Origin of the sequence: Pseudarthrobacter phenanthrenivorans Sphe3 (genome assembly GCF_000189535.1) — a bacterium.
Taxonomy (GTDB): domain Bacteria; phylum Actinomycetota; class Actinomycetes; order Actinomycetales; family Micrococcaceae; genus Arthrobacter; species Arthrobacter phenanthrenivorans.
The window spans coordinates 3,548,701-3,561,869 of the sequence record NC_015145.1 but is presented as its reverse complement, the minus strand read 5'-3'; the positions used below and the strand labels follow the sequence as shown (position 1 = coordinate 3,561,869).

The following is a 13,169-nucleotide window of genomic DNA, read 5'->3' as shown; positions in this document are numbered from 1 at the left end:
CGCACCTTTTGCGAAAGGTGCGGGCCGCCGTCGCAGTTGGTGCCGCATGCGCTGCTGCTAGTGCTCTGACGCCTTCTCGGATGCCTGGACGGGGACTTCCTTGCCGTCGCAGTCGATGAGCTTGCCGTTTTCAAAGCGGTCGCCATGCTCAAGGCATTTCAGGTCTTCTTCCCGTATCACCCGGCCGGTGCCGGCAACAAAGACGGACTGGTTCTCCGAGTTGCCAGCCTTGAGGTGGTTGAACAGCAGGTTCAGCAGGATGGCCATCACGGCGGCGGAGCTGATGCCGGAGTGGAAAATGGTGCTGAACCAGGACGGGAACTGGTCATAGAAGCTGGGGGCGGCGATGGGAATCATGCCGAACCCGATGGACGCCGCCACAATGATCAGGTTCATGTTGTTCTTGTACTCCACCTTGGCCAGGGTGCGGATGCCGCTGGCGGCCACCGTCCCGAACAGGACGATGCCCGCACCGCCCAGCACCGCGGTGGGTACAGCTGCCACGACGCGGCCAAGAACAGGAAGCAGGCCCAGGATGACGAGGATGACGCCGCCTGCCGCCACCACGTAGCGGCTCTTAATCTTGGTCACCGCTACCAGGCCGACGTTCTGGGCGAAGGCACTTTGGGTGAAGGAGCCGAAAACGGGGGCGATGAGGCTGGAGCCCATGTCGGCGCGCAGGCCTGCCGCGATCCGCTTTGAGTCCACCTTGGTTCCGACGATCTCACCCACGGCCAGAATGTCAGCCATGGTCTCTGTCAGGATGACCAGGACGACGATCAGCATGGAGATAATGGCGGCGATTTCAAACGTTGGGGCACCGAGGTGGAACGGCGTGGGAAAGGCTGCGATCGGCCCCTCGCCCACCTTGGAAAAGTCCGCCATGCCGGTGGCTACGGCGATGATGGTGCCTCCAACCATGGCGAGGAGGATGGAGAGCCGTGAAATGGTGGCGCTGCCGACCTTGCTGAAGAGCAGGACCAGTGCCAGGGTGGCAGCTGCCAGGCCAATGTTGGCCATGCTGCCGTAGTTCTCGGCTTTTCGGTTGCCACCCATCGCCCAGTTTGCCGCGACCGGCATCAGCGTCAGGCCGATGGTGGTGATGACCGTGCCGGTCACGACCGGCGGGAAGAACCTGACGATCTTGGAAAAGACCGGTGCGATCAGGAGGCCGATGGCTGCCGAGACGATGACGGCACCGAAGACAGCGGGCAGTCCGCCGCCGCCGCTGACGATGGCCACCATGGTGGCGACGCTGGCGAATGACACGCCCTGGACGAGGGGAAGCTGGGATCCGAAGAACGGAATCCCGATGGTCTGCAGCAGGGTAGCCAGACCGCCCATGAAAAGTGCTGCGGCAATCAGGACTCCAATATCGGCGGGGGAAAGCCCCGCCGCCTGGCCCACGATCAGCGGGACGGCGATGATACCGCCGTACATGGTCAGGACATGCTGGAATCCGTAGGCAAAGCTGCTACCGATGGAAAGCCGTTCGTCCTCGGGCCGGTCTGTGGCGGGACGCCTGCCGCGTTGCTTGGTGGTGGCTTTGAGGGGGTTCTTGATGTTCATGGCAGACTTTCTGGTTCATGGCAGACGTCATCGTCTGGCTAACGTTGTCTGGCTAACAGGTGTTGAAAGACGTTGGGTGCAGGCCCGGAGTCTTTGTCTGGGCAAAAACTCCGGGCCGGGTGGTTAGCGGTGGTGCAGGTTCTAGCAGAAGCCGGCGATGCCGGACCATGCGATGTCCGCCGGGGCGGCGTCCTCGCGCTGGACCGTAGCCTCGATCAGGCCGTAGGGGCGGTCGGCGGCGTAGAAGACCTCGTTGGGGTTGTCGAGGCCGAAGGGGGAGAGATCGACGAGGAAGTGGTGCTTGTTGGGCATCGAGAACTTGATCTCGTCAATCTCGCTGTGCGCTTCCAGCACCTTGGTGCCCATGTCGAACAGCGTCTGCTGCAGGGCGTGGGAGTACTTCTCCGTGAACCCTTCGAGCAGGAGGGCCTTGACATCGTCGTAGCTCTTGTTGAAGTCCACCGTGCTGAAGTCAGTTCCGGTCTTGAAGCGCCAGCGGGCCGAGACGTCGGTGGCCAGGATCCGGTCCGTGGTTTCGGGCAGGGTGGTGTACTTGTCCTTCGGGTAGCCGACGAAGCCTGACTGCGTGGACTTCAGGACGGTCAGGTCCTTGAGCCCGGAGATCAGGTGGGTCGTGGCGCCGTCGCGGACCAGCACCGCGGTGCGGACTTCCTGGCCGTTGCGCACGAAGGAGTGGTCGTGCTCTGCGCCGTGGGCCTGGATCCTGTTCCAGCTGTAGGACTCGGCTTCCCAGCGGCCGCCGGTGACCCAGTCGAAGCTGGAGGTGAAGTGCTCGCCGAGGCGAAGCAGGAACGCCTCGGGGGAGCCGACGCCGCCGCGGGCGAAGGCGTAGATCGTGTTCTTCTGGGTGTCAGTGGCCACCACGTGGGCGTTGTCGCCCTCAAGGTGGGCGGCCGCGAAATCGCCGCGCAGCTGCGAGGTGACGTTGAGGTCTTCGATTTCGTGGCGGTCGGTGTCTCGGGTGATCTTGACGACCCGGACCTCGGCCTTGCCGTACTGGTTGTCGCCGAGGATGATCTTGCTGCTCATGGTCATTTCCCAACTTCCGGTAAGTGGAACCTAGGTTCCATCGCTGAAATTAAGCGCGCGTTTCAAGCGCGTTTCCGGTGGAGCCGACCCAACAAAAAAGAGCCGGCATCCATTGATGCCAGCTCATTAACGACCCTGCCTGCTGCTCCCAGGTTACGTGACGTGTGCCACGAATTGACATCCAGCGTACCTCCGGAAGCCGGTGGTGTACATCACAAGCCGAAAATTCGGTTTATGACCGCGGCGCCGCTCCGGCGCTGGACGACCGTTGACGAGGCGGCGGAATGGCCGTAGCCTTATTCCACATAACAAAAGTTATTTTCCGCTAAGCGGAACTACGGCCAAGCCTCGAAGGAGGATCAGATGTACCAGCAGGACAGCACGCCGGCAGCACCGGCGCCAACGGCGGCACCCTCAGCCCCCGAGTTCTACCTCCCCCTCGGCGGCGGCACGGATCCCGACTTCTACCTCCCTGCAGACCGCGAGCACGTTCCCGGGCGTTTCTCCCGCTGGGTCCACGCGCTTCCGGGATTCAGCCGTCGCTCCTAGGAAAGGCCTGCGCTACCCGTTCACCAGCCGGCGGGCGGCGGCGGAGTGCTCGGCAATCAGGCCGGCAATATCAAGGCCAGGGATCTGCCCGTCCACCACCCGCCACTGGCCGCCCACCATCACCCGGTCCGCCCGGTCCGCGGCGCAGAGCAGCAGGGCCGCCACCGGATCATGGCTGCCGGAGAACCGCAGGTCATCCAGCCGGAAAAGTGTCAGGTCCGCCTGCATTCCCGGGGCGAGCTGCCCCAGTCCGGTCCGGCCCAGTGCAGCGGCCGAACCACGCGTGGCCCAGCCGAGCGCGCGTTCCACCGGGACGTCGGCACCGTACCGCAACCGCTGCAGATAGAGTGCCTGCCGCGCTTCCAGGATCATGTTCGAGGCATCGTTCGACGCCGAGCCGTCCACTCCCAGGCCCACGGGCACTCCCGCGTCCTCCAGTTCCAGGACCCGCGCGGTCCCCGATGCGAGGCGCATGTTTGAGGTGGGGCAGTGGACGACGGTGGTGCCCGCGGTTCCCAGCCTGGCGATCTCGGCATCGCTGAAGTGGATGCCGTGGCCCAGCCAGGTGCGGTCCGTCAGCCAGCCCACGCTGTCCAGGTAGTCAACAGTCCGCAGCCCGAACATCCCACGGCAGAAGTCCTCCTCCGCGAGGGTTTCCGCCAGGTGCGTGTGGAGCCGCACGTCCATCCTTTCGGCCAGGGCGGCGCTCTCGGCCATGATCTCCTTGGTGACCGAAAACGGCGAGCATGGAGCCAGGGCTATTTGGATGACTGCATCGTCGCCGCGCTCGTGGTACTGACGGACCAGCCGTTCGCTGTCGGCCAGCACCACTTCGGCTGCCTGCACTGTTGACTGAGGGGGCAGGCCGCCGTCGTCCGTTCCCAATGTCATGGACCCGCGCGTGAGGGTGGCGCGCATTCCCAGCCGGCGGACCGCGTCCACCTCGATGTCGATGGCGTCCTCCAGGCCTGCCGGGAACAGGTAATGGTGGTCGGCGGCCGTGGTGCATCCGGACAGCAGCAGTTCGGCGAGCGCCACGGTGGCGGCAAGCTCAAGATCCCGCGGAGTGAGCCGCGCCCACACCGGATACAGGTTCTGCAGCCAGGGGAACAGAGGAGCGTTCGCCACAGGACCCCAGGCGCGCGTGAGGGTCTGGTAGAAGTGGTGGTGCGTGTTGATCAGGCCCGGAAGCAGCACGTGGTTCCTCGCGTCAAAGGTTTTGTCGCAGGGTTTGGCGGGCTGCTGCCCTGCGGCGAGGACCTCGGCGATAACACCGCCGGCGACCACCAGTCCGCCAGAGGCATCGAGGTGGTTGGCGGTGAACGCAGCCTGCGGGTTCTTGATCAAGAGGCGGTTGGCTGTGATGGGTGGCGTCATGGCGGTCCTTCTCCGAGCGCTGTTGATGTCTTTCCAGCTCAGTGAGGCCCTGTCTGCTGATCCAGGCGGCCGCGGCTTTCGGAAGCAATCATTGCCCGGAGGCAGCGCGGCTGGCACCTAGGCTAGGGGGAGCGGCCCCCCAGGTCAACGCTGCGAAATGTGACCGCGCCGGGGGTGAAGATGCCGAAACATGGATTTCACAAAGCGAAATTAATTTTCCAGAAAGCTATGGCGCAGCCCACATCCCGGTGCTAATCTCGTACTTGCCAAAGGCGGGCACCCGGTCACCGGGAAGCTATCTACCAGGCGCAACTTAACCTTCACAGCACATGCTGAAGCCTGGTAACCGTCGCACCTGGTTCTACTGGTCCTGCAAGCGGCATCAGGCTTCCCGGCAAAAGGAAGTCGCATCATGAGTACCACCGTCACGGCCGAACAGTTTCTGGCCAGATCCATCCGTTTGGCCACGGCCAACGTCCTGAACAGCGGGGGCCCCTTCGGAGCAATGATCGTCACGGCTGACGGCCGGGCGTTCGACGGCGTCAACCGCGTCACGGCGGACAACGATCCCACTGCGCACGCCGAAGTCACCGCCATCCGCACAGCCTGCCGCGAACTCGGAACCTTCGATCTCAGCGGCGCCACCCTCTACACCAGCTGCGAGCCATGCCCCATGTGCCTGGCCTCCGCACTCTGGGCCCGCGTGGAACGCGTGGTCTTCGCCGCCGACCGGCATGATGCCGCCTCCGTGGGCTTCGACGACGCCGTCTTCTACGAATACTTCGACAACAAGGACCGGGACTCCCTGATGCCGGTCTCGAAACTGGCGCTGGACGATCCCGGGGCTCCTGCCCCGCTGGAGCCGTTCAACACCTGGAACACCCTCGAAACCAGGATCGACTACTAGGCCCGGCGGCTCAGATGACCATCCTGGACAACTCCCACGAGGAGCATTCGGCTCCAAGCACCCGCACGCAACGGCCGGCGAACGGCACTCCCAAGCCGCCGGCGTCGGACTCCTTCCTTGACCGGTTCTTCCAGATCACCCAGCGCGGCTCCACCCTTGCCCGGGAATTCCGCGGCGGTCTGGTCACCTTCTTCACCATGGCGTACATCGTCATCCTCAACCCCCTGATCCTCGGCGGATTCAGCGCGGACAACGCCCCCACCGACGTCGCCGGGGGCTGGCTCTCCGCCGCGCAGGTAGGCGCCGTCACCGGACTTACGGCCGGCGTGATGACCATCCTCTTCGGACTCATCGCCAACCTGCCCTTTGGCCTCGCCGCAGGCCTGGGCATCAACTCCTTCCTGGCCGTCTCGGTCATCCAGGAGGTCACCTGGGCCGAGGCCATGGGGCTGGTGGTGATCAACGGCATCCTGATTGTGCTGTTCGGCATCACCGGCGCGCGCACCGCCATCTTCCGGGCAGTCCCGAAGGAACTGAAGGCGGCCATCACGGTGGGCATCGGCCTGTTCATCGCCTTCATCGGGTTCGTTGACTCCGGCTTCGTCAAGGCAACAGAGGGCGGTCCTCCCGTCCAGCTGGGCAACGGCGGTTCCATCACATCCGTTCCCACCCTGGTGTTCATCGTTGGTCTGCTGGCCATGGGCATCCTGGTGGCACGCAAGGTCCAGGGCGGCCTGCTGATCGGCATCGTGGCCACCACGGTCCTCGCGGCAATTGTGGAAGCAGTGATGAAGATCGGCCCCGCCAGCGAAACCAACCCCGGCGGCTGGCACCTGAACACCCCGGTGCTCTCCGGCCAACTGGTATCCGCCCCGAACCTGGGCCTGGTGGGCCAGTTCGACCTGTTCGGCGCCTTTGGCCGCATCGGCGCCCTGGCAGCAACCATGCTGGTGTTCACCCTGGTGTTCACCAACTTCTTCGACGCCATGGGCACCATGACAGGCCTGGCCAAGAGCGCCGGGCTGGCCCACAAGGACGGCACGTTCCCGAGGCTCAAGTCGGCCTTCATCGTTGAAGGCGTCGGCGCGGTGGCAGGCGGGGCAACGTCCGGCTCCTCCAACACCGTGTACATCGACTCCGCCGCCGGCATCGGCGAGGGTGCCCGCACCGGACTGGCCTCTGTGGTGACAGGGGTGCTGTTCCTGGGCTCGATGTTCCTGACCCCGCTCACCAGCGTGGTTCCGTTGGAGGTGGCTGCCGCCGCGCTGGTGGTGGTGGGCGCGATGATGATGGCGCAGATCCGCGAGATCAAGTTCAGCAAGTTCACCGTTGCACTGCCGGCCTTCCTCACCATCGTCACCATGCCGCTGAGCTATTCAATCGCCAACGGCATCGGCGTGGGCTTCATCAGCTGGGCCATCATCGGCGCGGCGTCCGGAAAGGCGAAGAAGGTCCATCCGCTCATGTGGGTGGTCAGTGCCGGGTTCCTGGTGTACTTCGCCCGCGGACCCATCAACCTGCTGCTGGGCGCCTGACCGCTGCCATCCGCTTGGGGGCCGGGCCGATGCTTGGCCCGGCCCCCAAATAGGAACGACAATATGGACACCACCGCAGTGCGGAAGAAGGAGTGCCGCCATGCTTGACCTCATCCCAACACTCGGCGGGTGGGCCCCGGTCCTTGCCCGCCAGCCTTTCGCGGTGGCCACCATCGTGCGCGCCAGCGGCTCGGTGCCACGGCCGGTGGGCACCTCCATGCTGGTGGCGGCAGACGGAACTGTCCTGGGCAGCCTCTCCGGGGGCTGCGTCGAGGGCGCTGTAGTGGCGGCCGCGCTGGAGGCAATGGACGACGGCGGCACGCGCCTTGAGACGTTCGGGTTCAGTGCCGCTGACGCCTTCGCTGCCGGGCTCACCTGCGGGGGCGAGCTGGACGTGCATATCGAACCCGCCAACTTGGGCGGCGCTTCCACGCTGGGTGAGGCAGTGGTGCAGTTGGCGGCCTGCGGACCGGATGAGCCGGTGGCGCTGATCCGCCGGCTCAACGGGGGTGCGGATGGTGGCGGCAGCAGCGCCGTCGTCATCCGGGACCCCGGTTCCGGCGGCGCCGGGCACCCGGGACTGGCCGCGCTGCTGGCGGCTTCCGGCAGCGGAGGTCCAAGCGACACGCCAGGAAGGGCACTCGCCGCCAGGCTTGAGTCCTTCCTGCGGAGCGGCACCACCGGGGTGCTGGAGCTCGGCGGGGCCGGACTGTGCACCGGAGAAGCAGCGGTCATCGTGGAGACACGGCTGGCACCGCCGCGCCTGCTGGTCTTCGGCGCCAACGACTTCAGCGCCCCGCTCCTCCCGGCCGCCAAACCGCTCGGCTACCGCGTGACCCTGGTGGATGCCCGCCCGGCCTTCGCCTCCCAGGAACGCTTCACAGCCGCTGATGAGGTCATCACGGCCTGGCCCCACCACTACCTGGCAGCCGAAGCGGCCGCCGGGCGGGTGGATTCCCGCACCGTGATCTGCGTCCTCACCCACGACCCCAAGTTCGATATCCCCCTGCTGGAAACAGCGCTGGCCCTGGACGTCGCCTTCATCGGTGCACTGGGGTCCCGGCGGAGCCATGCCCATCGCGTGGATGCCCTGCTGGACAGGGGAGTGCGCCCCGAACGGATCGCCCAGCTTCACTCACCGCTCGGCCTGGACCTCGGGGCGGTAACCCCCGCCGAAGTGGCGGTGTCAGTCCTCGCCGAAGTCATCGCCGCCCGCAACCCGGCAGCATCGCATCAGCCGTTGAGGGATACCTCCGGCCCTATCCACCAGCCGGCCACAGTCTCAAAAACAGGCAAGGCCCTGGCTCCCACCAAACTTTTGCAGCAGGAGATCGCATGGACATGAACACCATCGAGGCGGTGGTCCCCACCACCGACCCCGCACAATGGCGCGACGGCGACGCCTGGCTGGCGGGCGGCACCGTGCTGTTCTCCTACGGCAGCCTCGCCTTCGGGCCCCGGCCGCTGACCCGGCTCCTGGACCTCAGCGGCGCAGGCTGGACCCCGGTTACCATCACCGATGACGGGGTCGAGCTCGCCGCCACCTGCACCGTCGCCGAGCTGTACAGCCTGCCCGGATCTCCAGCAGCGGCCGGCCGTAACTGGCCCGCCCTTGACGTGGTCCGCCCCTGCTGCGATTCCTTCGTGGCCTCCTTCAAGGTGTGGAACATGTCCACCGTGGGCGGCAACATTTGCACGTCCCTGCCGGCCGGCCCCATGATCTCGCTCTGCGCCGGACTGGAGGGCACCGCCACGGTCCTTGGCCCCGGCGGCACTACCCGCACCGTCCCGGTGGCCGAATTCGTCACCGGCGACACGAAGAACTGCCTGGCACCCGGCGAGCTCCTGCGCAGCATCCACCTCCCGGCGTCGGCCCTTGCCGCCCGTGTGGCCTTCCGCCGCCTGTCACTGAGCAACCTCGGCAGGTCCGGGGTGCTCCTGATCGGACGGCTCGACGGCGGCACCTCACTGGTACTGACCGTCACCGCCGCCACCAAACGGCCCGTGCAGCTGCGCTTCGACTCGCTGCCGGACACCGACGCGCTGGCCGACGCCCTTGACGACGCGGTCCCCGCAGACCTTTACCACAACGACATCCACGGGCTGCCGGACTGGCGCCGGGACATGACCTACCGCCTGGCCGAGGAAATCCGCACCGAACTGGCTGCACCCGAAGGCGCGCCCGGAATCCGGGCATCGGGAGACTTTTGGCCGCCGACCCACCGCAGGCTTGACGCACAGCAGGAAGGGGCCTGAGCATGGCCATCGAGATCAACGGAGCCATCCGGATTAACGGCGTTCCGGCGGCAACTCAGCCGCGCCCGGGGCAGTGCCTGCGCACCTTCCTGCGGGAGCAGGGCACGCTGGGCGTCAAGAAGGGCTGCGACGGCGGTGACTGCGGCGCCTGCACGGTGCACGTGGACGGCACCCCGGTGCACAGCTGCATCTACCCGGCTGTCAGGGCAGAGGGACATTCAGTCACCACCATTGAAGGCCTGGCTGCGACCGCCGGCGGCGCGGACCTCCACCCCGTCCAGCAGCAGTTCATGGAGCGCCAGGGCTTCCAGTGCGGCTTCTGCACCGCGGGTATGGTGATGACGGCTGCCACATTCGACGACGAACAGAAGGAGAACCTGCCCCGGAACCTGAAGGGCAACCTCTGCCGCTGCACCGGCTACCGGGCCATTTCCGACGCCGTCTGCGGGGAAGCCGGCCACCCGAACCCGCACGGCCAGGGCTCCGGCATCGCGGGGGAGGGCCAGCCGGACCCCGAGCCAGGACAGTTGGGCGACGACGTGCCGGCACCAGCCAGCCGGGCCGTGGTGACCGGCGCGGCCCGCTACACCCTGGACGTTCCGGCAGACCAGCTCCAGGGCCTGCTGCACCTCAAGCTCCTGCGCTCGCCGCATGCGCACGCCCGGGTGCTGTCGATCAATACGGACGCTGCCCTGAAGGTCCCCGGGGTGGTGGCCGTCTTCAGCCACCACGACGCCCCGGAGCAGCTGTTTTCCACCGCCCAGCACGAACTGTTCACCGATGACCCGGATGACACCCGCGTGCTGGATGACGTGGTGCGGTTCCGCGGCCAGCGGGTCGCCGCAGTAGTGGCAGAAACCGTGGCAGCCGCGGAAGCCGGTGTCCGGGCGCTGGAGGTGGAGTACGAAGAACTCCCGGCGGTCTTCTCACCGCAGGATGCATTCACGCCCGGTGCGCCGCTGGTGCATGGGGACAAGGACGGAACGGCGTCGCGCATTTCCCGGCCTGACCGTAACGTGGTGGCCGAACTGCATTCCGAACTGGGCAGCGTGGCGGAGGGCTTCGCAGCGGCAGACTTCATCCACGAACAGACCTACCGCACCCAGCGGGTCCAGCACGTGGCCCTGGAAACCCACGCGGCCATTGCCTCGCTGGATGGTGAAGGGCGGCTGCAGGTCCGCACCTCAAGCCAGGTTCCGTTCCTGGTCCGCCGCACGCTGTGCCGGGTGTTTGGCCTGGAAGAGGACAAGGTGCATGTGGTGGCCGGCCGCGTTGGCGGCGGATTCGGCGGGAAGCAGGAAGTCCTCACCGAGGACATCGTGGCGCTCGCGGCCCTGAAACTGGGCCGGCCGGTCCAGCTGGAGTTCACCAGGACCGAACAATTCACGGCCACCACCACCCGCCACCCGTTCACCATCAAGCTCCGTGCCGGGGCCAGCAATGACGGCCGGCTGACCGCCCTGGAACTGGACGTACTGACGAACACCGGCGCCTACGGCAACCACGGCCCCGGCGTCATGTTCCACGGCTGCGGCGAATCCCTGAGCGTCTACAACTGCGCCAACAAAAAGGTGGACGCCCACGCCATGTACACCAACACCGTTCCGGCGGGAGCCTTCCGCGGGTACGGGCTGAGCCAGATGATCTTCGCCATCGAGTCTGCCATGGACGAACTCGCCGCCGGCATCGGGATGGATCCGTTCGAGTTCCGCCGCCGGAACATGGTGCGCGAGGGAGACCTGATGCTCTCCACCCAGCCGGAGCCCGAGGAGGACGTCCACTACGGCAGCTACGGCCTGGACCAGTGCCTGGGCTTGGTCCGCGACGCCCTGGCCCGCGGCCGGGAGCGTTACCGGGCCGCGGGCCTGGACGAACTGGGACCGGAATGGCTGACCGGTGAAGGCACTGCGTTGTCCATGATCGACACCGTGCCCCCGCGCGGCCACTTTGCCCACTCCCGGCTCCGGCTCCTTCCGGACGGCACGTACCAGGCCGACGTCGGGACCGCCGAATTCGGCAACGGCACCACCACCGTCCACGCCCAGCTGGCCGCCACTGCCCTTTCCACCGAAGCCTCAAAGGTAGTGGTCCGGCAGTCGGATACGGACCTGGTGGAGCACGACACCGGCGCCTTCGGTTCAGCAGGAACGGTGGTGGCCGGCAAGGCAACGCTTGCCGCCGCGGAGGAACTCGCCGTCCGGATCCGGGCCTTCGCCGCCGGCATCCGCCAGACGCAGGCCTCGGCCTGCGTCCTGGACGGAGACACCGTGCTCATTGACGGTACTCCCGTGGCACTGGCTGAACTGGCGCAGCAGGCCGCGGACGCCGGCGTCGAACTCGCTGCAGAGGGACGCTGGGGCGGGACGCCGCGCTCCGTCGCCTTCAACGTGCACGGCTTCCGGGTGGCAGTGAACCGCGGCACCGGGGAGCTGAAGATCCTGCAAAGCGTGCAGGCAGCGGACGCCGGCGTGGTGGTGAACCCCCGCCAGTGCCGGGGCCAGGTCGAGGGCGGCATCGCCCAGGCCATCGGCGCCGCGCTGTACGAGGAAGTGGTGATTGACGACGCCGGCCGGGTCACCACGGACATCCTGCGGCAGTACCACATTCCTACTTTTGCCGACGTCCCCCGCAGCGAGGTGTACTTCGCGGACACCAACGACAAACTGGGGCCCATGGGTGCCAAGTCCATGAGCGAGAGCCCGTTCAATCCGGTGGCGCCAGCCCTGGCGAACGCCATCCGGAATGCCACCGGGGTGCGGTTCGCGTCGCTGCCCATCGCCCGGGACAAGATCTACCTGGGGCTCAAGGAAGCGGGGCTGGTGCCCAACCTGCAGCATTCGGCCACCTGAGGATCCGGCGCGGCGTGGTGGCAGCAGCGACCCGCAAAATTCCGGCCTCCCGCGGGCACCCCATATAGTCGAGGGATGGAACAGCGGATTTTAGGTAAGACCGGACGAAATGTCTCCGTCGTGGGGCTCGGCACCTGGCAGCTTGGTGCGGACTGGGGCAACGTTGACCCGGCGCAGGCCCAGGCCATCCTGGCGGCGTCCGCGGAGGCCGGCGTGAACTTCTTCGACACCGCCGACGTGTACGGCGACGGCAGGAGCGAGCAGGCTATCGGGAAGTTCCTCGCGGACAACCCCGGGCTGGACATCACTGTGGCCACTAAGATGGGCCGCCGCGTGGACCAGAAGCCGGAGAACTACACCCTGGCCAACTTCCGCCAGTGGGTGGACCGGTCCCGAAAGAACCTGGGTACGGACACCCTGGACCTGGTCCAGCTGCACTGCCCGCCCACCCCCGTATACAGCAACAACGAAGTTTATGACGCCCTGGACACCCTGGTGTCCGAGGGCGCCATCCGCAACTACGGGGTCAGCGTTGAACGCACCGATGAGGCGCTGGAAGCGATCCGCCGTGGAAGTACGGCATCCGTCCAAATCATCCTCAACGCCTTCCGGCTCAAGCCCCTGGACGAGGTCCTGCCGGCCGCAAAGGCAGCCAACGTGGGAATCATTGCCCGGGTCCCGCTGGCTTCCGGCCTGCTCTCCGGCAAGTACACGAAGGAGACCACCTTCGCGGACAACGACCACCGGAACTACAACCGCAACGGTGATGCCTTTGACGTCGGCGAGACCTTCTCCGGCGTGGACTATGAGCAGGGGTTGAAGGCTGTGGCGGAGTTCGAGCAGTTGGTTCCCTCCGGCGCCACCACGGCCCAGGCCGCCATCGCCTGGATCGCGGCGCAGGACGGCGTCACCACCGTGATTCCAGGGGCACGCAACGTGGACCAGGCGGCGGCGAACGCAGCTGCGGCCTCCGTCAAGGTCACCGAAGAGTTCGAGGCCGGCGTCCGCTGGATCTACGACCACTACTTCCGTGAGGCAATCCACCCCCGCTGGTAACGTTCGCCGCCTTGGAGCACC

General features: G+C 66.5%; 10 protein-coding genes. 7 read left to right on the top strand and 3 right to left on the bottom strand.

Annotated features, from left to right (window positions below; genetic code table 11):
- Nucleotides 1-57: 57 nt before the first annotated feature.
- Nucleotides 58-1,569, bottom strand: a complete 1,512-nt coding sequence (locus tag ASPHE3_RS16545) for a nucleobase:cation symporter-2 family protein (protein WP_013602339.1) — start codon at nt 1,567-1,569, stop codon at nt 58-60.
- Between the two features lie 141 nt (nt 1,570-1,710).
- On the bottom strand, nt 1,711-2,619 hold the full coding sequence (gene pucL / locus ASPHE3_RS16540; protein WP_041653142.1) for a factor-independent urate hydroxylase: 909 nt from the start codon (nt 2,617-2,619) through the stop codon (nt 1,711-1,713).
- Between the two features lie 363 nt (nt 2,620-2,982).
- On the opposite strand from pucL, the gene ASPHE3_RS16535 reads away from it, so the two are divergent.
- Nucleotides 2,983-3,168, top strand: coding sequence for a hypothetical protein (locus tag ASPHE3_RS16535; RefSeq protein ID WP_013602337.1), 186 nt, complete (start codon nt 2,983-2,985; stop codon nt 3,166-3,168).
- Nucleotides 3,169-3,180: 12 nt separating this feature from the next.
- Here the strand turns inward: ASPHE3_RS16535 and ASPHE3_RS16530 are convergent, their stop codons facing one another.
- The gene (locus ASPHE3_RS16530) at nt 3,181-4,545 is read right to left on the bottom strand and encodes an 8-oxoguanine deaminase (RefSeq protein ID WP_013602336.1); all 1,365 of its coding nucleotides are present in this window, start codon (nt 4,543-4,545) and stop codon (nt 3,181-3,183) included.
- A 412-nt stretch (nt 4,546-4,957) separates the two neighbouring features.
- Here ASPHE3_RS16530 and ASPHE3_RS16525 point away from each other — a divergent pair, with 412 nt between their 5' ends.
- The 6 genes from ASPHE3_RS16525 (at nt 4,958) to ASPHE3_RS16500 (ending at nt 13,148) form a co-directional block, all read left to right on the top strand.
- A complete protein-coding gene (locus tag ASPHE3_RS16525; RefSeq protein ID WP_013602335.1) occupies nt 4,958-5,452 on the top strand; it encodes a nucleoside deaminase in 495 nt (164 codons plus the stop codon).
- A gap of 14 nt (nt 5,453-5,466) precedes the next feature.
- Nucleotides 5,467-6,987, top strand: a complete 1,521-nt coding sequence (locus tag ASPHE3_RS16520) for an NCS2 family permease (protein ID WP_013602334.1) — start codon at nt 5,467-5,469, stop codon at nt 6,985-6,987.
- A gap of 100 nt (nt 6,988-7,087) precedes the next feature.
- Nucleotides 7,088-8,332 (top strand): XdhC family protein, encoded by a 1,245-nt coding sequence (locus tag ASPHE3_RS16515; RefSeq protein WP_013602333.1) that lies wholly within the window; start codon nt 7,088-7,090, stop codon nt 8,330-8,332.
- Nucleotides 8,323-9,243, top strand: a complete 921-nt coding sequence (locus ASPHE3_RS16510) for an FAD binding domain-containing protein (protein ID WP_013602332.1) — start codon at nt 8,323-8,325, stop codon at nt 9,241-9,243. Before ASPHE3_RS16515 ends, ASPHE3_RS16510 begins: the two co-directional genes overlap by 10 nt.
- Before the next feature lie 2 nt (nt 9,244-9,245).
- The gene (locus tag ASPHE3_RS16505; protein WP_013602331.1) at nt 9,246-12,092 is read left to right on the top strand and encodes a molybdopterin-dependent oxidoreductase; all 2,847 of its coding nucleotides are present in this window, start codon (nt 9,246-9,248) and stop codon (nt 12,090-12,092) included.
- Between the two features lie 75 nt (nt 12,093-12,167).
- On the top strand, nt 12,168-13,148 hold the full coding sequence (locus tag ASPHE3_RS16500) for an aldo/keto reductase (protein WP_013602330.1): 981 nt from the start codon (nt 12,168-12,170) through the stop codon (nt 13,146-13,148).
- Nucleotides 13,149-13,169 lie beyond the last annotated feature (21 nt).